Below are 20,797 nucleotides of genomic sequence, written 5' to 3' on the forward strand. Positions count from 1 at the left end.
AAACTTTATGATTCAAAAAGGCCCTTCATTATGACTTTGCTCTGGATACCCCTGTTATCCTTATTAGGCAGTGTTATTTCTGCATGCACCGGCAAACTTTCTCGAAATCAGGCAACGAGCCTAACGGCTATTGCGCCGTTAGCCGCGCTTGCAATTACACTTTATCATGCGCCCGCGGTTCTTGCGGGGGAAACCATTCGTTTTAGCGCACAGTGGATACCAGCCTTAGGGTTAGATATTTCCTTGCGCTTGGATGGGTTGAGTTTACTGTTTTTATTTATGATTCTAGGAATTGGGTTACTAGTAATTTTGTATGCCCGTTATTACCTAAGTCAAAATGATTCATTGCCAAAACTATTTAGCTATTTAATGTTATTTATGACCGCCATGCTAGGCATTGTTATGTCAAATAATGTAATTCAGTTATGGGTGTTTTGGGAACTAACCAGTATTAGCTCGTTCTTGTTGATCAGTTATTGGTGGCATAAATCAGAGGCGCGCAAAGGGGCGCGTATGGCATTAGCGGTAACTGGCGCCGGTGGTTTAGCCTTACTCGGTGGCTTAATGTTGTTAGGCGATATTGTTGGAAGCTACGACTTAGACACCATTTTAGCTAGCAAAGCGATTATTCAATCTCACGACTTATATGAATTGGCACTAGTACTCGTATTATTAGGTGCTTTTACTAAATCTGCACAATTTCCGTTTCATTTTTGGTTACCGCATGCCATGGCTGCACCTACGCCGGTTAGTGCGTATTTACACTCTGCCACCATGGTAAAAGCAGGTATCTTTTTACTTGCGCGTTTTTACCCCGCATTGGCGGGTACCGATACCTGGTTTTTATTAGTCGGTTTGACCGGCTTAACCACGCTATTATTTGGCGCTTATATCGCGTTATTCAAACATGATTTAAAAGGCTTGTTAGCCTATTCAACGATTAGTCATTTGGGTTTAATTACATTATTACTAGGCCTAGATACACAGCTTGCGACCGTTGCCGCTATTTTTCATATTATTAACCACGCGACGTTTAAAGCGTCGTTATTTATGGCAACCGGCATTATTGATCATGAAACCGGTACTCGTGATATGCGTAAACTCAATGGCATGTGGCGCTACTTACCCTATACGGCTACCTTGGCGATGGTGGCTGCTGCCGCTATGGCTGGTGTACCGTTGTTAAATGGTTTCTTATCAAAAGAGATGTTCTTTGCTGAGACACTGCATCAGCAGGTACTTGGCTCAATGTCGTGGCTAATCCCAGTGCTGGCAACTGTAGCGGGTGCGTTGTCGGTGGCGTACTCATCACGCTTTATTCATGACGTGTTCTTTAATGGTGAGCCTATTGATTTACCACGTACCCCTCATGAAGCACCGCGTTATATGCGTGTGCCTATAGAAATCTTAGTGGTACTGTGTATTTTAGTGGGTATTTTTCCACACTTTGTCGTTGACGGTATTTTATCAGCCGCGTCACTAGCTGTACTTGGTGAAGCAATGCCTGAGTATAAATTGACTATTTGGCATGGTTTCAATTTACCTCTACTTATGAGTGGTATGGCGGTAATTGGTGGTTTATTTATTTACGTTAATCGAAAGTACTTGTTCCAGTTCCAAGCGTCGTTACCTCCTTTTAACGCTAAAAAAATCTTCGAGCGTTTTTTAGCGGTAGTGGTCAATTGGTGTCAACACAAAATCCAATCAACAGAAAATGGCTCATTGCAACGTTATGTATTTATAATGTTAGGCGTTGTATTACTTGCCTCTGGTTGGCCATTATTTGAAATGAAGCAGCTAGCTGGTAGCGTGCCTAATACTCCGGTTGATATTCAAAACGCAATTGGTGCAGGACTACTCATAATCGGTGCAATTGCTACCGTTATTTGGCATCGAATTCGAATGGTGTCGTTATTAATGCTGTCGATTGTGGGACTAATGGTGTCGGTGGCGTTTACCCGTTTTTCAGCGCCTGACTTGGCCTTAACGCAACTTACTGTAGAAGTAGCCACTATTATACTATTAATGTTGGCGCTGTTTTTCTTACCGCAAAGTACACCGAGAGAGTCAAGCTCGTTACGCATTTTACGTGATGTGGTTATTTCCTCTACCGTAGGGGTGATTATTGCCAGTATTTGTTACGCTTTACTGACTCGACCGCTTGATTCAATTTCTGAGTTCTTTATTGCTAACGCCAAAACCGGCGGTGGTGGTACTAACGTGGTTAATGTTATTTTGGTTGATTTTAGGGGCTTTGATACCTTAGGTGAAATTACTGTGTTAGGTATTGCTGCACTGGGTATATTTAAACTGCTATCAAGAATTCCACTTTATATGCCTGCGAGCGATAGTGAAGGGCGTCCATGGTCTAAAGATCGCCATCCTATTTTATTGGCTTGTATTTCTCAAAGCTTACTGCCATTAGCGCTATTAGTATCTGCTTATATTTTCCTACGCGGTCATAACTTACCTGGAGGTGGCTTTATAGCAGGTCTCGTAACTTCTATTGCCTTTATTTTACAATATATGGCACATGGTACTGCGTGGATAAATGAACGCTTTGATGTTAACTATCGCAAAATTATCGCATCAGGCATTGCTATTGCCATGTTTACAGGTGTGGGAAGCTGGTTCTTTGATAAGCCATTTTTAACTACCTGGTTTGATTACTTTGATATTCCGTTTGTTGGGAAAACAGAGCTTGCCAGCGCCATTGTATTTGATTTGGGCGTGTACTTAACTGTTGTTGGCGCTACGCTGATGATCCTTGCGAGCTTAGGTAATATGACAGCGAATGCAGAGAAAGAAGAGGTAAATATTTAATGGAACTGTTATACGCATCTTGCGTTGGCGTGCTAGTCACCTGTGGCGTGTTTTTATTACTAAGAGCGCGTACATTCCCAGTAGTACTGGGGCTGACAATGATTTCTTACGCGGTTAATTTGTTTTTATTCTCATCAGGGCGCTTAACAATTAATAAAGCCGTGGTACTAGGGACTGGTGCTGATTACGCTGATCCGCTACCACAAGCCTTAGTGTTAACAGCCATTGTAATTGGCTTTGCGATGACTGCGTTTGTGGTTATTTTATCTATTCGTGGCCGAGCAGATTTAGGCAACGACCATGTTGATGGCACCCTAACTAAAAATAAACACAAGGAGAGAAAATGATTCAGCATTTAGCGTCCTTGCCTGTTTTACTGCCAATGTTAGCGGCAATTATTTTGCTACTTCCACCGTGTGGCAAAAGCTTATTTGCACGCCGATTTATGTCTTGCTTAATGGCTATTTTAACCTTTGCAGTTACGGTATTACTGCTAATTCAGGTTAAAGATAACGGGATTATTGTTTATGCAATTGGTAACTGGTCTGCGCCGTTTGGTATTGTACTTGTTGCAGATATGCTCTCGACCTTGTTAGTCACTTTAACCGCCTTTTTAGGGGCTGGCGTGGCTTTGTATGGCTGTGCTGGTGATGATGAACAAGGTAGCTTTTTCCATCCTTTAATTCATTTTTTAATATTAGGGGTAAATGGTGCATTTTTAACCGGGGATTTATTTAACGTCTTCGTATTTTTTGAAGTGTTATTAATTGCCTCTTATGCGCTGTTAATGCACGGTGGCGGTAAACCCAAAACGCGCGCAGCACTGCATTATGTTATTTTAAATTTAGTCGGCTCAAGCGTGTTCTTGATTGGTTTAGGTATTTTATATGGAGTATTGGGTACCTTAAATATTGCTGATATGGCCAATAAAGTACCGCAGCTAAGCGGCGATGATGTTTATTTAGCGAAGGCAGGTGGTTTACTGTTATTGGTGGTGTTTGCACTCAAAAGTGCGTTATTACCATTGCATTTATGGTTACCAAACGCCTACTCAAGTGCCACACCTGTGGTTGCTGCATTATTTGCGATTATGACCAAAGTTGGTGTTTATGCGACCTTACGTGTATACACGGTGATTTTTGGTGAACAAGCTGGCGAACTTGAACATATGGCGCAGTCTTGGTTATGGGCGCTGGCTATTGCCACCATAGTGATTGGCGCAATAGGGGTATTGGCAGCACAAGACCTACGTAAGCTTACCGCTAATTTAGTATTGGTTTCTGTAGGGACGTTAGTGGCATTAGTCGCACTACAAAACATAAATGCCACCGCTGCATTGCTTTACTATTTAGTGCATTCAACGTTAGTGACTGCTGCGCTATTTTTAGTTGCTGATTTAATTGCAACACAACGAGGTAAAGTTGGAGATCGATTGGTCGGCGGACGCGCAGTAAAACAACCATTTTTATTAGGTGCGTGTTTTATTATTGCCGGTTTAACCGTTATTGGTATGCCACCTTTCTCGGGCTTTGTTGGCAAAATTTGGATTTTAAAAACGACCTTAAATAGCGAACAAGCCTTGGTATTTTGGCCTGTTTACTTAATTATGAGCTTAGCGCTAATTGTGGCTATATCACGTGCGGGTACTAGTTTGTTTTGGGAACGTAAAGACAAAACAGGTGATGCTAGCGATGTTGCCAATGCCCACCCGCTACAAGCGACCGTGTTAGTTGGTTTATTAGCAAGTTCAATACTGCTGGTTATTTTTGGTGATGTGGCAACACAATACGCCCTCGAGGCGGCAACACAGCTTCACGATATTAGTGGTGGTATTAATGCGGTACTTAAGGGAGGTATGTAATGCGCTTACAAGCTCGTTTTGGTTGGTTACCTACGCCGTTTCGTAGTCTATTTTTATTTATAGTATGGCTCTTGTTAAATAACAGTGTGTCGGTAGGGCATATTATATTAGGGGCGTTACTCGCGTTGTTAATACCATTATTTAGTATGTCGTTTAGAGATCCGCAACCGCTAATTTTAAAGCCGGGGCTGGCACTTAAGCAATTACTAATCGTACTTTACGATATTATAGTGGCTAATTTACAAGTGGCATTATTAATACTGGGTCCTTCAAAAAATCTGCGTCCAGGCTTTGTTAAAGTGCCTATAGATTTAATGCATGAAATGCCAATTACTATTTTAGCAAGCTGCGTGTCTTTAACGCCGGGTACGGTAAGTGCCGAGGTTTACCCGCTGATTAAATCGCTTAATGAAGACGATGAACCGGTACAGCGTTATTTATTAATTCACGTGTTAGATTTAGATGATGAGCAAGCGCTTATTAAACAAATTAAAGCACGTTACGAAGCTCCCCTAAAGGAGATATTTCAATGTTAGATACAGTATTACTGATTGTTTTTTCAATGGTTGGATTGTCGTTATTACTTAATTTATGGCGACTTATTATTGGCCCATCAGTACCGGATCGTATTTTAGCGCTCGATACTATGTACATTAACGTGATTGCACTGATTATTTTATATAGCATTAGCATGGGCACGGGGCTGTACTTTGAAGCAGCCTTACTTATTGCCATGCTTGGGTTTATAAGTACGGTAGCTGTATGTAAGTATTTACTTCGTGGCGACATAATTGAGTAAGGTATTAAAATGATAAGTGAATGGATCGTATCAATATTGCTGTTGTTAGGCGGATTATTTATTTTAATTGGCTCAATTGGCTTAATCAAATTGCCTGATTTTTTCATGCGTTTACATGGGCCAACAAAAGCCACCACTTTAGGTATGGCGAGTATACTTACCGCTGCCATGGTATTTTTTGCCAATTCAGTCAGTGGCTTAAGCGTAAAAGAGATATTAATCACTATATTCTTATTAATCACTGCGCCTATTAGTGGCTACATGCTAATTAAAACCGCCATTCATCATAAGCTTAAAGCGAAAGAGGGAACGAAAGGGCTCGATAATATCGAAAAAGATTAGAAACTGTTGCCCATTTGCGGATTAAAAAGCCGAATAAACGTGTGTTATTCGGCTTTTTGTTTTTTGGGTGTCCCCATTTACAACATATATTGAACATGTGATCATGTTGCCGATTCAAATACAAAAAGGATATTAATATGGGTAAGGTAATACTACTTTCACTTTTTATTTTCTCAACTAACTTATATGCAGCGCAGACTGCCAAACAGCAAAAGATTGATGAGCTGGTCGAGGTGATGAACATGGACGCCATGGTTGACTCTATGTATGCGCAAGTTGAGGGCATGATGCAAAATATGTCGGTGCAAATGGGCGTAAAACCAGATGAGAAAGCAATTTTCGACAAATATTATGCTGATATGACCGAGGTATTAAAAACAAAAATGAGCTGGCAAAAAATGCAGCCGATGATGATTAACCTCTACGACAAACAATTTACTTCACAAGAAATTAGCGACATGTTAGCTTTTTATAAGACTGAATCAGGGCAGGCCATTTTGAAAAAAATGCCACAGGTAATGCAAGCATCTATGCAAATGTCACAAGCCTTAGTACAAGATGCTATGCCTGAAATTCAAGCTATTGCGGGTGAGCTTGGTGAAGCACTTAAACGATCGCGAAGCGAAGCAAACTAAGTACAGTAACCCTCAAATTTAGCAGTCACTTATGGTGGCTGCTCTTATCTTTATTTTCTTTCACACTCCCAGCCATGTGCTTAATTAACTGTTGACCTATGCGTTACACATAGGTTTATTATGTTGTCATTACATAACCAGAGGTTTGATGATGTACGTAAAGCAATTAGCCAATACTATGGGCGTGACCCAAGACACGGTTCGTCATTACACGCGAATAAAGCTGCTTAATCCTATTCGTGGTGAGCGCAATGGTTATCAAGTATATACCGCATCCGATCAGCAACGTTTAAAGTTTATTATTAGTGCGCGTCAACTCGGTTTCTCAATAAAAGATATTCAACAAATTATTGCACAGTCGGAGCAAGGGCTGTGCCCTTGTCCGCTTACACGACAATTAATAGCAAAGCGACTAGAGGAAACAGAGCAGCACTTTCAAGAAACACTTAAATTACGCACGCGAATGCAAGCAGCGGTTAAACAGTGGGATAAATCGCCTGATGGGGCTGTAAGTGCAGATATATGTAGCTTAATAGAGACCTTTGTTGATCCAATCTCTGAAGTTAAAAATACTAAGGAAGCGTTATGAGTAATCAACCCACCACGCAAAACTTTATGATTGAAGGCGCAAATTGTGGCAGTTGCGTGGCTAAAATAGAGAAAGCGCTGAAAAATGTAAAGGGTGCGCAGCGCGTTGAAATGAACTTTGCCGATCGAACTGTGCAAGTAGAAGGTTCGGCTAAGCCTGAGCAGCTAATGCACGCTGTCGCTGATATTGGCTATCAAGCTAAACCTATGAACAGTGATTCTCAACAAGACGCTCTAGATGAAAAAGCCGAAGCTGATAACGCGCACTACAAAAAACTTATGCGCAATATGCTATTGGCATTAGGTTTGGGTGCGCCATTAATGCTTTATGGATTAATCTTTGATATGAGTGTCACTAGCAATGCCCAGCGTATTGGCTGGTTTATTGTTGGAATGATGACGTTAGTAGTAATGATTGTGTCGGGTAAGCAGTTTTATACTGGCGCATGGCAGTCATTTAAAAATCATACGGCTAATATGGATACCTTGATTGCGCTTGGTACGGGTACAGCCTGGCTATATTCAATGGTGGTGGTGATCATGCCAAGTCTATTACCAGAGGTGGCTAGACATGTTTATTTTGAAGCCTCAGCGATGATCATAGGCTTAATTAGTCTTGGCTTAGCTTTTGAAGTAAAGGCGCGAGGGCGAACCTCTGAGGCGATTAAACGCTTAATTGGTTTACAACCTAAAACGGCACGGGTGATCCGAGATAACCAAGAGCAAGATATAGATATAAGCCAAGTTATTAAAGGTGACTTGATTCGTGTCCGCCCTGGAGAGAAAATTTCAGTCGATGGAGATGTTATTGAAGGCAGCAGTACACTAGATGAATCAATGCTCACTGGTGAACCGATGCCGGTTAATAAGGGTGAGGGTGACAAGGTTGTTGCTGGCAGTATTAATAAAAGTGGTACTTTGTTGTTTAAAGCAACCCATATAGGCAGCGAAACCACCTTAGCGAATATTATTAATATGGTTAAACGTGCACAAAACTCTAAACCCTCAATTGGGCGCTTAGCCGATGTTATTTCAGGCATATTTGTACCCACAGTGATGATTATTGCGGTGCTAGCAGGCTTAGCATGGCTTAACTTTGGCCCACAGCCGAGTATTGCTTATGCGGTTGTTGCAATAACCACAGTTTTAATTATTGCTTGCCCGTGTGCACTTGGTTTAGCTACACCGATGTCAATTATGGTCGGCATAGGTAAAGCTGCTCAGTCGGGTATACTTATTCGTAACGGTGAAGCGTTACAAACAACAGCTAAAATCACCACCATGATCTTAGATAAAACAGGCACTATAACCGCTGGTAAGCCAACCGTGACCGATGTGGTTACGTTCAACCAAAGCGACAGTACCGAGGTGCTAAAGTTAGCAGCTAGCCTTGAAAGTAGCTCTGAACATCCATTAGCCGAAGCCATTGTTAATTATGCTAAAAACAAAAATATCACCCTTGAAAAAGTCAGTAATTTTAATGCTATCACTGGACAAGGTGTGATCGGTACCATTAATGAGCAAAGCCTATTGTTTGGCAATCAGGCACTAATGAAAAGCCACAATATAGATATTGCAGAGGCAATACCTCAAGCCGAGCAGCTTGCTAGCGCTGCTAAAACGCCGATGTACTTTGCTATTGGCAATCAATTACATGCCATAATCGCAGTTGCTGACCCAATAAAAGAAGATTCAGCTGAGGCCATTAAACGCTTACAAAATAAAGGTATGCAGGTGGTTATGCTGACAGGCGATAACCAAGCGACCGCTAAAGCCGTTGCCAGCAAAGTCGGTATTACAGACTTTATAGCGCAAGTAATGCCAGATGATAAAGCCAGTGAAGTGACTAAGCGTCAATCTCAAGGTGAAATTGTAGGCATGACTGGTGATGGTATAAATGATGCGCCAGCATTGGCACAAGCCGATGTTGGGTTTGCCATTGGCACTGGCACAGATGTAGCTATTGAAAGTGCGGATATAACGCTGATGCGAGGCTCACTTCATGGTCTTGCAGATGCCATTGCAATTAGTGGCGCAACCATAACTAATATTAAACAAAACTTGTTTGGGGCGTTTATTTATAACATTGCGGGTATTCCGATTGCTGCAGGGCTGTTGTATCCGTTTTTTGGTTTACTACTAAACCCAGTCGTAGCTGGGGCGGCAATGGCTTTATCATCGCTTACTGTGGTCACTAACGCAAATCGGTTACGTTATTTTAAAGCGAGTAACTCGTAACTTTATTTATAGAGGACTTAATTATGTTATTAATTAATTTATTAGGCGTTTTACTTATTGTCGCTATTATTTATTGGTTTTGGTTATATGAGCCAAAATAAATAGTGATAGCAATTTAATAACCATTACTGTGGGTAACGGAGTATATTCTCCAGCGTATATTAAGGTGGCAGCTGATACGCCTCTGATCCTGAGCTTTAATTGACAAAAAAGTTCTCCTTGCGCTGAAACAGTGATTTTCTCCCGCTCGAACTCGTGAAACGCTATGCATAGGTAAAAATGCGCCTATTGAGATACCTGCGCTTGATGCCGGTGAATATGCCTTTCACTGCCAAATGCAAATGTATAAAGGTAAGTTATTGGTTTTTTAATAAAACTAAACGTGTCTGTGATGCGTATGCTCTAGCAGAAAATATAAAAGGTTGTAGTATGAATAAATTAAACCCCAAAAAACTGCTAAATAGTAAATGGACGGCCATCCCAGCTATTAATAAAGAAAAGCACTTTATTATTGTTGAGGTCGAATTTGATGAAGACGGTAATGTGATTGAATGTATCACTGAGGCGGTGATGTCAAAAAATCAATATCCTATTCAGTGGCGCGACTTAAAAGATGAACAAAGATGGCGCCAAGGCTGGAAGTGACCGCTTGTACTCATGCCCAAATAAGTGGGTATGAGTGACATCAAATCAGTATCCCGCGCGAAGTTCACTCCCTATTTTTAGCCTTTATTCGCCATACGGCGACAAATCTTTGCTTTTTCTCTCCCCGTTAAAAAATTAATTTATATTTTTTTACAAATAAATTTAAGTTGTTTATTTTCAATTTGTTATCTATTTAATTTAACCTGTTTAATTTCGTTTTTTTAATTTGTTCAGTGGCGATTTACCCCTATAGCGGCTCAGCCTTGTTGTTTTGTGTTTGATTAGAGATAGATGTGTCTTTTTTAGATGATTTAACTCATTGAATTTTAAAGGGTATCTTTTTAGTTAAAAGTAGTTGTTGCAAAAAAGCAACAAAGTGCGGGATGTTTTTAAGTAAAAATCCCATTTTTATTTTTAACTTGTTGTTTATAAATTAAAAAATAAACATGGCATCGAAGTTGTAATACCTAAGCTGTATTTAGCAAAAAGTAATTAAGCTTAGCGCTTAGCCTTACAACCCAATGAAGGAATTACGTTATGACAACATTTAAATCAACACTGGTATTAATGGCACTTGCTTCTTCATCTGCAGTATTTGCCAGCACAGACTTTGAAACCCTTGATGTAGATGGTAGTGGCACAATTAGCCAAGCTGAAGCATCAGTAGATGCCTCACTTATGAGTAAGTTTACAGAGCTTGATACGGATAAAAACGGCGAGCTTTCTAAAGCAGAATTTTCTAAGGCTTAAAAGGCCAATGCTCAACGCTATTACATATTCTGAGTTGCTTAAGACAACCTAAATAGGCAAGGGAGCCTATGAAAGAGAATAACTAGGATGTACGGTTATAGCGTTGAGTCAATTAATTTACACCGAAACATTGCATACTTTGAAGGATTAATATTATGAAAAAATTACAGTCGACTCTTGTACTTATGGCACTTGCTTCTTCATCTGCAGTATTTGCCAGCACAGACTTTGAAACCCTTGATGTAGATGGTAGTGGCACAATTAGCCAAGCTGAAGCATCGGTTGCGGCCGAACTTATGGAGCAGTTTGCAGAGCTGGATGGTGATGGCAATGGTGAACTTTCTAAAGACGAATTTTCAGCATACTAATTTTCTAATTCCCTAAGGATCTCGGAAAAGGATTTCTTACTAACTTTTTTATTAAGCTAAGGATTTATTATGAAAACATTTACTAAAACACTAACTAAAACGCTTGCTTTAATTGCACTTGCTTCGTCTTCTGCCGCTTTTGCTGCGGTTGACTTTGATTCTTTCGATACAGATGGCGACGGCGTTATTAGCCAGTCTGAAGCACAAGCTAATTCGCAACTAGCTAAATTATTTGATGACTTAGATATTGACGGGAATGGCGAATTATCTAAGCAAGAATTTGCCAAAGTTCAGTAACAAATACGCACAATCTTTAACGATACAGATAAAAGCAGCCGAATAATTTCTCGGCTGCTTTTTATTTACTTATCTTCTAAACGTTTGGCTTTAAAATCAGACTCGCTAGTCCACTTAGGCCAATCGCCATTATTGGCAAGTTGACTGGCTATATCTATAACCAGCTCGATATCCTGTTTTGCACCAGCCAATGACCATTTATCTGAATAATCGTCTGCTTCTTTATGGTATTTATGACTGATGTAGTCAGGGTCGGTATCACCTAAGCTCATAAACAGTAAACTTGGCACGCCTTGTTTAGCGAGTGAGAAATGATCTGATCTAAAAAACAATCCATTTTGTGGGCGAGGATCCATTTTTACCACGCGTCCTTGTGCTTTAGCCGCGCTTGCTAAGTAATGCTCCATTTCGGATAAGTTGCTACCGTATTGCAAAATATAATTGGTTTCATCGAGTACATTCATACCATCGATATTTAATAATCCGACCATTTTTTTGGTGGCAATCATGTTCCCATTGGCAAATTCTTCTGAGCCAATTAGACCTGTTTCTTCGGCAGTAAAGTTAGCAAACAGGATTGAGCGCTTAAACGGCTTTTGCTGATGCATTTTGCTCATAATGCGAGCAATTTCAAGCGTTGCTGCAGTGCCTGAAGCATTATCGACTGCGCCATTATAAATTTTAGGTCCACTGTCGGTTTGTTTAGTACCAAAATGATCCCAATGAGCACTAATAATAACGTATTCGTCAGGGGTTTCACTGCCTGTAATTTGTGCAACCACATTATGTGATTTAGCGTGCGACACTTCATTTTTAAATGCAAGGTTCGCCTTTAAGTTCAATTCCTTGGCTTGAAATTGCTTACTCAATGCGTGTTGCTTTAATTGTTGATAATTTAAGTTTGCCGATGCGAATACTTGTTCAGCCGCATTAAGTGTTAACCAGCCCATAACCGGCAGTTCAGATGCATTAAGGTTGTTGTCCATCAAGCTATACTTGGTGCCCGTGTTTGAGCTTTCAACCACGCCCCAAGGGTATGCGGCTGGGGCTGTTTCATGAACAATAAATACCGCTTTTGCACCTTGGCGCGCGGCTTCTTCATATTTATAAGTCCAGCGGCCATAGTAGGTCATGGCATTGCCTGTAAATAGTGTATCGTCTTGGGTGGCAAAGCCCGGATCGTTCACCAGCACAATAACGGTTTTATCAGTTACATCAACATTGGCATAGTCGTTCCAGTTATATTCTGGCGCGTTAATCCCATAACCAACAAATACAATATCGCTATTGCGGACATCAATAATTGGCTGTAACTGCTTTGTACGGGCGGTGAAGTCTTTACCTGCAGTAAAGCTAAGCTCTCCCATAGTTAATTGCATTTTTTGATCTGCAGTTAGCATGGCCATTTTAACTGGCTGTAAATATTTCCCTTGATACGCGCCAGACAACCCCATCGCTTGGTATTGCTCACTTAAATAACCAACGGTTTTAACTTCACCTAAGGTAAGCGGGCCGCGTCCTTCAAAGTCATCTGATGCTAAGGTTTTAATATGTTGCTTAAGATTGTTTAAACTAACGCCTGAGCTGTTTTCAAGAGATGAAGCTGGCGTTGTAGGCTCAGAGCAACCCGTTAGTGCAATAGCTAAAAAAAGTGCAGTGATTTTTATATAAGACATAACTACTTAAAATAATAATTTTTTTCGACTATAACCCCAAGTAACCGTTAAATGCGAATTTTTATCTCTTTTAATCTTATTTTTATGTCGCTTACCTCTTCACCTATTTACCCGTTCATCGCCTTTAGGTAAGTTAACCTGAACTCTGGATAATAAATCTATCTCAAGCAGCTATTTTGAGCGCTAACTGCGTTGAATTTACTTGCAATAGACTAGCTATTGACGCGTAATTTCGCCTTGTTTTCACTGAAAATCTCTGGCTAGAGAAGACAGACATAAATATTACTTTGATTCAATATGTTAGTAAATCTCTTAACCAGAGTTCAGGTTAAGTTAAAAACAATAACAAAAGGGATAAACCAATGAAGCAATTTAATCGTCGAGACTTTTTAAAAGCAGCCAGTGTCGCCGCCGCTGCCGGTGTAGTGAGTGGTTGTGCATCAAGTGGAAGTGCTAATGCAAGCGCACCAAAACAGCAAGGGCGCAGTGTTATTGGTTTAGTCGCGCCCAAAATGGATGTGGTTAGAGTGGGCTTTATTGGTGTGGGTCAGCGCGGTTATGGACATGTAAAGCGCATGAGCCATATTGAAGGTGCGCAAATAGTCGCTATTTGTGACACGCATACTGAGGTGCTAGAGCGAGCTGCCAATTATTTAGTTGATAAAGGGGTAGCTAAGCCGGCGTTATATACTGGCAGTGAGCGGGCTTATCAACAAATGCTTGAACGACAAGACATAGATATAGTCATTATTTCTACTCCTTGGGCATGGCATGCACCTATGGCTATCGATACTATGCACAGCGCAAAACATGCTTTTGTTGAAGTGCCCTTGGCACTGACTGTTGACGAAATGTGGCAGATTGTAGATACCGCCGAACGTACTCAAAAAAATTGCATGATGATGGAAAATGTGAATTACGGTCGCGACGAGTTAATGGTATTAAACATGGTGCGCCAAGGTGTATTTGGGGAGCTGTTACATGGCGAAGCGGCCTATATTCATGAGCTTCGTTGGCAAATGAAAGAGCTTGAGCACAAAACAGGCTCATGGCGAACGCAATGGCATGCAAAACGTGATGGTAACTTATACCCCACTCATGGATTAGGCCCTGTATCGCAATATATGAATATAAATCGTGGCGATAGGTTTTATTTTTTAACTTCAATGAGCTCACCTTCGCTGGGTAGAAGCGCCTATGCACAACGTGAATTTGCAGCGGATCATTCCCGTAATCAGCTTAATTATATTGCCGGTGATATGAACACGACACTAATTAAAACTCTCAAGGGGCGCAGTATTATGGTACAGCACGATACAACAACCCCTCGGCCATACTCTCGACATAACTTAATCCAAGGCACGAATGGAGTGTTTGCCGGTTTCCCTAATCGTATTGCACTTGAAAATGGCGGATCAACAAGCTTTCATGAATGGGATTATGATATGAGCGCATGGTATGAGCAGTACGATCATCCCCTATGGACAAAAATGGGTGAAGAGGCACAGCGCAATGGTGGCCACGGTGGCATGGACTTTTTAATGTTTTGGCGGATGATTTATTGCCTAAGAAATGGCGAACCGCTGGATCAGGACGTTTACGATGGCGCAGCGTGGTCGGTTATTTCACCATTATCAGCCCAGTCTGTGAGTGAGCGTAGCCGCTCAATTGATATTCCTGATTTTACTCGCGGTGCATGGCAAACAGCAAAGCCTTTAGGCATTGTAAGCTAAGGTTTATAGCAGGCATAAAAAAAGAGCACATGCGCTCTTTTTTTATTTAACAGTTTATTACAATAGGGATCAGCTACTTCTTACATCTACTTTTAATTTAAGCTTTTGTCCTGGCTGCAAATATTTTTGCCCAGCAAGGTTATTCCATTTAATAATATCGCTCACTGTTAAATTAAACTTAGACGCTATACGCGCTAAAGAATCGCCTCGGCGCACTTTGTAGGTAATAGTACGATTAGTATTACTCGTCGACTCTTTAGGCTGGCTAGCTGACTTATAAACTACCAACTTTTGATTTAAACGCAGTACTGCATTTTTTTCAGCTTATTCCACTTAGCTAATTCACTCATCGTTACATCGTATTCGCGGCTAATATCCCATAGGGTATCGCCACTCTTTACCGTATGAGAAAGTTTAGTACGTAAACTTTTATTAGCGGCCGCACGTACTTGCTGAGGTAAATGTTCACTGTTAATTTTACCATCAGTGAGTGGCACTAAAATTTGTTGACCCACACGAATTACGTTTGAGTTAAGCTTATTTAATGACTTAATTGCGCTGATACTAGTGGTAAATTTATCTGCAATCACCGACAAGCTATCGCCACGTTTAACCTTATATTGCTGCCAACGAAGACGGTTTTTAATCGCTGTAGCGGTAAGCTTTTCAGTGAATTGTTCTACTTTATCGGTAGGAAGTAATAAAAAGTGTGGGCCATCCGGATCGGTTGCCCAGCGGTTAAATCCTGGATTTAATCGATATAGTTCGGTAAGGGTCATATCGGCCATGTCCGCAGCCAGTGCTAAATCTATTTGTGACTCAATATTAACCACTTCGACTACTTGTGCGTTAATTATTGGCTTCCACGACACTTTAAACTCATCTGCACGTTTTAATAAATCAGCTAAAGCTAATAATTTAGGCACGTAGGCAGTGGTTTCACGAGGTAAATCTAGTGACCAAAAGTCGGTAGGCAAATGCTTTTTACGATTCTTTTTTATCGCACGCAGCAAGCGGCCTTCACCTGAGTTATAGGCGGCAATTGCGTTCAGCCAATCACCTTCAAGGGTTTTGTGTAAGTACGAGAGATAATCAAGTGCAGCGCGAGTAGACTGCACAATATCGCGACGACCATCATACCACCAGTTTTGCTTTAAATCGAAACGCTCACCAGTTGCAGGCATAAATTGCCAAATACCCGATGCAGTTCGATGCGAATAGCCATAAGGGTCGAACGCACTTTCTACAATAGGTAAAAGTGCAATTTCGATAGGCATTTCACGCTTTTCAATTTCTTCAACAATAAAATGTAAATACGGCTCAGCACGTTTAGAAATACGGTCAAGGTATGCCTGATGACGTGCATAATAATTTCGTTCAGCGACCACTGGGCGGTTTTGTGGGATATCAATAGATAATTGGTAACGAATACGCTCCCAAACATCGTCAAACACAGGGGCTTCTTCTTCAATATCATTTACTTGTTGATATTGCGCATTCATCATTAATGCAGTGCTAATATCATTTGGGCTGGCGCCTTCAAGTTGGTTTTGAACTTGATTTTGTGAATCTGTGTTTAATGTTGTCAATGTTTGACAACCGCTTAGCGTCATCGCTAAAACCAATAAAAGAGGAGATTTATTCATAAATACCAATACATAGGGTAAAAAACTCGGCGAATACTACTCATTATGAGCCAACATTGCCACTTGTCATCGTTAAAAATGCAAACAAATATAATTAGAAAATGTTAACTTATTGTTATTTCAAATGTTCAGTTAATTATTTTTGTCACTGGCTTAAAAATTATCTTTGAACATTCTCAGACTAGCAAAGTTTTCCCAAGGTTCATTGTTTTTTGTAACTAAACAATACTCTTTTGGTAGTGACTTTGTAATATTGGGCAAATTACTACGCATAAAAGGGTTAATTTTTAGCTCTTGGCCTATGGTGCTTGGCAAGCTTATTTCATCATTTTTTCGCAATTCATCTACTTGCTGGCTGTAAGCGAGTAATTCGGGATTTCGTGGCTCAACCGCTTTTGCAAAGGTCAAGTTTGCTTGGGTGTATTCGTGGGTGCAATATACTTTGCAATCACTTGGCAGTGCTCGCAACTTATTAAATGAATGCCACATTTGCTCTGGACTACCTTCAAATAAGCGCCCACAACCGCCACTAAACAGGGTGTCGCCAGTAAAGGCCAGTGCATCATTAATATAACAAATATGGTCTAGGGTGTGCCCTGGTGTTGTTATAATTTCAAATGGAATGTTTAAAATGCTAATTGTGTCACCTTCATTTAAAGGTGTTGTTATTCCCTCAAACGGACTATTACTAGGGCCGTAAACGGCGATGTTTGGATACTGTTTTACTAATTGAGCTACACCATCGGTATGATCATAATGATGATGAGTAATTAAAATACCGCCAAGGGTTAAGTTATGCTGTGCTAAATGCTCTATAACTGGCGCTGATTGCCCTGGGTCAACCACCCACGCGTGGTTATTCTGCTCGGCGGTTAAGCACCAAATGTAGTTATCAGAAAAGGCTTTAATTGCTTTGACTTGCACCATGTATTGTTGCTCTATAAAGTGGTATTTAATTAATATTATAACGAGCTTATATAATGAAACCAGCCCTTAGTTTTCAAGAAGGCCCCAAACCGTTGTCATGGCAGCAGTTTCCGCATGGTGATTATTTACGTTGTGATATAGAACGCAAATTGTCGCCGTGGTTACCGCGTATGTTTGGCTATCATATGCTTAAATTAGGTAATTTAAGTGCTGAGCTCGATACAAGTAAAAGCTCCATTAAGCATCAAGTATGCGTTGCAGAGCCTGGCCCATACACGGGGGTAGTGGCCGATATAGACGAACTGCCTTTTTACGAGCACAGTATAGATGCCTGTATTATGAGCCATTGTTTAGAGTATCACTCAGATCCGCATCATATATTACGTGAGGTTCATCGAACCCTTATTCCAGGTGGTTATATTGCCATTACGGGTTTTAATCCGTTTAGCTTTTGTGGGTTAGCGCAATTGTTGCCGTTTAGCCGTCAAAAGTTACCGTGGACAGGGCGATTTTTCACCCCTGCACGGGTTAAAGATTGGCTAAATTTACTTGGGTTTGAAATTGTGGCCGATGAGCGTTTTATATATTCGTCGTTGGCACGCGGTAATCGCTTATCGCGGTTCGCATTTTGGCGCAGCTTTACCAAACAATATTTAAAACCTATGGGCAGTGTGTATATGCTGGTAGCACGAAAACGTGTTGCGCCACTTACGCCAATTAAACCTAAGTGGCATGCTCGTCCACAATTTGCGCCAATAAAAGGGGTAGGGCTTAGGCAAACCTCAAAACAGCATTATCAACAAAATAAAAAATAGCATGATGTAGAGGGTTACGGTTGGTAACCTTCATCATCGAGTAAATTGTTGCCGCTGGCTGCATCACGAGCAAGGTCGTCAACAATTTCGTTATATTTGTGGCCACTGTGGCCTTTTACCCATTTCCAGGTAACGTCGTGCTCGGCACAGGCTTTGTCGAGACGTTTCCATAAATCTACATTCTTAACCGGCTTTTTAGCCGAGGTTTGCCAACCACGTTTTTTCCAATTGGTGATCCAAGACTCAATACCCTGCTTAACATATTGGCTATCGGTAGTTAGGGTTACAGGGCAGGCACGATTAAGAGATTCTAGCGCCACAATGGCTGCCAGCATTTCCATACGGTTGTTGGTTGTAAGCTTATAACCTTGGCTTAATTTTTTTTCATGGGCTTCATAAATCATAAAAATACCATAACCACCGGGGCCTGGATTACCTAAACACGAACCATCGGTGTAAATCTCTACGGTTTTTTGCACTGTTTTACCTTGATATTATGTACAATAAAGTGATTATAGAAAGATACCAGAGTCAGGCTTAATTCGATATGGCACGCAGACAAATAGTTTTAGATACAGAAACCACCGGCATCGACCCTAAACAAGGGCATCGTATCATTGAGATCGGCTGTGTGGAGCTTATGAATCGTCGGTTAACCGGCAATAATTTTCACGTTTACATTAATCCGCAGCGCAGCATTGAAGAAGAAGCAATCGACGTTCACGGTATTACTAATGAATTTTTACGCGATAAACCACTTTATCGTGATATTGCCCAAGAGTTTTTTGACTATATTAAAGGGGCTGAGTTAGTTATTCATAATGCGCCGTTCGATATTGGCCATATGGATAATGAATTTGCGTTATTAAACCAAGGCTATCAAAACACCCATAGTTTTTGTGGCGTGCTTGATACCCTTAAAATGGCGCGTGACTTGCATCCAGGACAAAAGAACAACCTTGATGCACTTTGTCGCCGCTATGATGTTGATAACACTAAGCGTACGTTACACGGCGCCTTACTGGATTCTGAAATTTTAGCCGATGTTTACCTGGCAATGACCGGTGGACAAGTAAAGCTAAACCTAAATCAAAACAAAGATGACTCAAGTGAAGATCAAAAAGGCGGTATTAGACGCCTAAGTAGCGACAGGGCGCCTTTGGTAGTTATAGCAGCTAGCGATGCAGAGCAAAGCGCACATCAAACGCGTTTAGACATTGTACAAAAGGAGTGCGGCCATTGTTTATGGCGCGCTGAATAGGGCATTATTATGAAAACGCTATTAGTAGTTTCACTGCTTTTAATTGCCGTGTGTTTCCCCCACGATGCGCACAGCGTAAAGCAAGTTGAAGAGTTAAAAGGCAGCGGTAAACAAAATGAAATCCCGTTACTGGATAACCGTTTTCGTGTTGATGACAAAATTGATGAAATAAAATTAATATTTTTTAGACGCCCAGGATCGCCTGCCGTAATTTTAGTAAGGCCCGATGGCGCTAAATATTTCGCTACCAATGCGGTGAGAAACACTAGTCTTGATTGGTACGACGAATTAAATTATGACTTAGTAGTTATTCGCAATCCTATGCCCGGACCGTGGCAAGTTATCGGCCAAGTAATGCCAGAAAGCCGCATTGTTGTTATTGGTGAGCTATCGCTAAAAGTAGAGCCATTGCCTAAAATTCTGTTTCAGGGTGAAACTGTAAAAGTAACCGGTGAGATTTTAAATGATGGTGAGCCGATTCGCGCCAATCTATTTAAAGATGCGGTCTCGCTTAATGTAAGCTTTGTGAGCACCAATAATGAAAATTTTGAAAACTTTGGTGCAGGCATACAGCAAGTAACTGAATTCAAAGATGATGGTTACGGGTTTGATGAAAGTGCCAAAGACGGTGTGTTTACCGGTGAATTTACCTTAAATTTCACACCCGGCGAGTGGCGTCCTGAGCTTTATATTACCACCGACGTATTAGAGAGACGAGTGGTTCAAGATACTATTGTTGTGCATGAGCCGCCTTTTAGCTTCACCTCCATTGAAGCAACTGAGGAGGGGGAAGATCACCGTATTACGATCAATATTGATGATAAGCTTTTAAAACCTGAAACGGTGATCATGCAAGGTAAAATTTATTACCCCAATGGTGAAGAACAGATATTTTACTTAGATAGCAACAGCACCACAGCAAGAGAGCTGGCTTTACAAGATTATGGTTGGGGACGCTACAACATTGAAATCTCTGTTTTTGGCTCAACAATCAATGACCGAGAGTTTATGGCTACATTGCCAACCTATCTATTTGAGATAGAAAGACCGATAGAAGTGATTCCAGAAATTCCAGTTGCCAGTGTTACCGAGCCAGAAAATATTCCTGTGCCAGTTGTAAAACCAAAAGTAATGGCGACGGGATTAATGGTTAGTTTAATTGTTGGTGGAAATTTAGCCATTTTATTTATAGGTTGGCTGTGTATTCGTGTTTTTGTGCAGAACAAATCATTAAAATTTAAATTGAATTTAACTTTTTTAAAGAAAAAGAAAGCTGTTGAGTCCAAAAAAGCCGAGCAGAAAAAATCAGAGGCTCCAGAAAGTAGCTCAAAAAATGATAAATCAGCTGAAATTTTAAACCTTTCGATGTCAGATGACTAAAAAACCTGTAAAA

20 protein-coding genes and 2 pseudogenes are annotated in these 20,797 nt (G+C 40.8%); 18 read left to right on the plus strand and 4 right to left on the minus strand.

The window, feature by feature from the left end:
• The first annotated feature begins 30 nt into the window (after nt 1-30).
• The 14 genes and pseudogenes from AC0L7Q_RS04830 (at nt 31) to AC0L7Q_RS04895 (ending at nt 11,346) form a co-directional block, all read left to right on the plus strand.
• Complete coding sequence (locus tag AC0L7Q_RS04830; protein ID WP_413401542.1) at nt 31-2,823, plus strand: monovalent cation/H+ antiporter subunit A; 2,793 nt, start codon at nt 31-33, stop codon at nt 2,821-2,823.
• Complete coding sequence (locus AC0L7Q_RS04835; protein ID WP_413401544.1) at nt 2,823-3,170, plus strand: Na+/H+ antiporter subunit C; 348 nt, start codon at nt 2,823-2,825, stop codon at nt 3,168-3,170. Before AC0L7Q_RS04830 ends, AC0L7Q_RS04835 begins: the two co-directional genes overlap by 1 nt.
• A complete protein-coding gene (locus tag AC0L7Q_RS04840; RefSeq protein ID WP_413401546.1) occupies nt 3,167-4,684 on the plus strand; it encodes a monovalent cation/H+ antiporter subunit D in 1,518 nt (505 codons plus the stop codon). The genes AC0L7Q_RS04835 and AC0L7Q_RS04840 overlap by 4 nt, the downstream gene beginning before the upstream one ends.
• A complete protein-coding gene (locus AC0L7Q_RS04845; protein ID WP_054202162.1) occupies nt 4,684-5,220 on the plus strand; it encodes a Na+/H+ antiporter subunit E in 537 nt (178 codons plus the stop codon). The genes AC0L7Q_RS04840 and AC0L7Q_RS04845 overlap by 1 nt, the downstream gene beginning before the upstream one ends.
• On the plus strand, nt 5,214-5,483 hold the full coding sequence (locus AC0L7Q_RS04850) for a K+/H+ antiporter subunit F (protein WP_008114565.1): 270 nt from the start codon (nt 5,214-5,216) through the stop codon (nt 5,481-5,483). The genes AC0L7Q_RS04845 and AC0L7Q_RS04850 overlap by 7 nt, the downstream gene beginning before the upstream one ends.
• Nucleotides 5,484-5,492: 9 nt before the next feature.
• Nucleotides 5,493-5,825: a Na+/H+ antiporter subunit G gene (locus tag AC0L7Q_RS04855; RefSeq protein ID WP_008114566.1), complete on the plus strand. Its 333-nt coding sequence runs from the start codon at nt 5,493-5,495 to the stop codon at nt 5,823-5,825.
• Nucleotides 5,826-5,962: 137 nt separating this feature from the next.
• Nucleotides 5,963-6,460: a DUF2059 domain-containing protein gene (locus AC0L7Q_RS04860; RefSeq protein ID WP_413401549.1), complete on the plus strand. Its 498-nt coding sequence runs from the start codon at nt 5,963-5,965 to the stop codon at nt 6,458-6,460.
• 151 nt (nt 6,461-6,611) lie between these two features.
• On the plus strand, nt 6,612-7,049 hold the full coding sequence (locus AC0L7Q_RS04865) for a MerR family transcriptional regulator (RefSeq protein WP_409425558.1): 438 nt from the start codon (nt 6,612-6,614) through the stop codon (nt 7,047-7,049).
• Nucleotides 7,046-9,286, plus strand: a complete 2,241-nt coding sequence (locus tag AC0L7Q_RS04870) for a heavy metal translocating P-type ATPase (RefSeq protein WP_413401551.1) — start codon at nt 7,046-7,048, stop codon at nt 9,284-9,286. The genes AC0L7Q_RS04865 and AC0L7Q_RS04870 overlap by 4 nt, the downstream gene beginning before the upstream one ends.
• Nucleotides 9,287-9,309: 23 nt before the next feature.
• Nucleotides 9,310-9,657 (plus strand): annotated as a pseudogene (locus AC0L7Q_RS04875) (cupredoxin domain-containing protein).
• A gap of 58 nt (nt 9,658-9,715) precedes the next feature.
• Nucleotides 9,716-9,931 carry a TIGR02450 family Trp-rich protein gene (locus tag AC0L7Q_RS04880; RefSeq protein ID WP_008114572.1) on the plus strand — a complete coding sequence of 72 codons (216 nt, stop codon included), beginning with the start codon at nt 9,716-9,718 and terminating at the stop codon, nt 9,929-9,931.
• A gap of 537 nt (nt 9,932-10,468) precedes the next feature.
• The gene (locus AC0L7Q_RS04885; RefSeq protein WP_413401554.1) at nt 10,469-10,681 is read left to right on the plus strand and encodes an EF-hand domain-containing protein; all 213 of its coding nucleotides are present in this window, start codon (nt 10,469-10,471) and stop codon (nt 10,679-10,681) included.
• Between the two features lie 155 nt (nt 10,682-10,836).
• Nucleotides 10,837-11,049 carry an EF-hand domain-containing protein gene (locus AC0L7Q_RS04890; protein WP_008114577.1) on the plus strand — a complete coding sequence of 71 codons (213 nt, stop codon included), beginning with the start codon at nt 10,837-10,839 and terminating at the stop codon, nt 11,047-11,049.
• A 69-nt stretch (nt 11,050-11,118) separates the two neighbouring features.
• Entirely contained in the window at nt 11,119-11,346 is a 228-nt protein-coding gene (locus AC0L7Q_RS04895; protein ID WP_409425056.1) for an EH domain-containing protein, read from the plus strand.
• A 65-nt stretch (nt 11,347-11,411) separates the two neighbouring features.
• On the opposite strand, the gene AC0L7Q_RS04900 is transcribed toward AC0L7Q_RS04895, so the two are convergent.
• The gene (locus AC0L7Q_RS04900; RefSeq protein WP_413401557.1) at nt 11,412-13,022 is read right to left on the minus strand and encodes a M28 family metallopeptidase; all 1,611 of its coding nucleotides are present in this window, start codon (nt 13,020-13,022) and stop codon (nt 11,412-11,414) included.
• Nucleotides 13,023-13,384: 362 nt separating this feature from the next.
• Between AC0L7Q_RS04900 and AC0L7Q_RS04905 the strand changes: the two genes are divergently transcribed.
• The gene (locus AC0L7Q_RS04905; protein WP_409425058.1) at nt 13,385-14,755 is read left to right on the plus strand and encodes a Gfo/Idh/MocA family protein; all 1,371 of its coding nucleotides are present in this window, start codon (nt 13,385-13,387) and stop codon (nt 14,753-14,755) included.
• 69 nt (nt 14,756-14,824) lie between these two features.
• Here the strand turns inward: AC0L7Q_RS04905 and AC0L7Q_RS04910 are convergent.
• Both AC0L7Q_RS04910 and gloB read right to left on the minus strand, forming a co-directional pair.
• Nucleotides 14,825-16,401: pseudogene (locus AC0L7Q_RS04910) on the minus strand (LysM peptidoglycan-binding domain-containing protein).
• A gap of 153 nt (nt 16,402-16,554) precedes the next feature.
• On the minus strand, nt 16,555-17,328 hold the full coding sequence (gene gloB / locus AC0L7Q_RS04915) for a hydroxyacylglutathione hydrolase (RefSeq protein WP_413401561.1): 774 nt from the start codon (nt 17,326-17,328) through the stop codon (nt 16,555-16,557).
• Between the two features lie 53 nt (nt 17,329-17,381).
• On the opposite strand from gloB, the gene AC0L7Q_RS04920 reads away from it, so the two are divergent.
• The gene (locus tag AC0L7Q_RS04920; protein ID WP_413401563.1) at nt 17,382-18,143 is read left to right on the plus strand and encodes a class I SAM-dependent methyltransferase; all 762 of its coding nucleotides are present in this window, start codon (nt 17,382-17,384) and stop codon (nt 18,141-18,143) included.
• 14 nt (nt 18,144-18,157) lie between these two features.
• Here the strand turns inward: AC0L7Q_RS04920 and rnhA are convergent, their stop codons facing one another.
• Nucleotides 18,158-18,622: a ribonuclease HI gene (gene rnhA / locus AC0L7Q_RS04925; protein ID WP_054202172.1), complete on the minus strand. Its 465-nt coding sequence runs from the start codon at nt 18,620-18,622 to the stop codon at nt 18,158-18,160.
• Between the two features lie 68 nt (nt 18,623-18,690).
• Here rnhA and dnaQ point away from each other — a divergent pair, with 68 nt between their 5' ends.
• Both dnaQ and AC0L7Q_RS04935 read left to right on the plus strand, forming a co-directional pair.
• On the plus strand, nt 18,691-19,404 hold the full coding sequence (gene dnaQ, locus AC0L7Q_RS04930) for a DNA polymerase III subunit epsilon (RefSeq protein WP_413401565.1): 714 nt from the start codon (nt 18,691-18,693) through the stop codon (nt 19,402-19,404).
• A 9-nt stretch (nt 19,405-19,413) separates the two neighbouring features.
• Complete coding sequence (locus AC0L7Q_RS04935; RefSeq protein ID WP_413401567.1) at nt 19,414-20,784, plus strand: TIGR03503 family protein; 1,371 nt, start codon at nt 19,414-19,416, stop codon at nt 20,782-20,784.
• The last annotated feature ends 13 nt before the right edge of the window (nt 20,785-20,797 follow it).

The sequence above is a fragment of the Pseudoalteromonas sp. KJ63-1 genome, assembly GCF_055808145.1.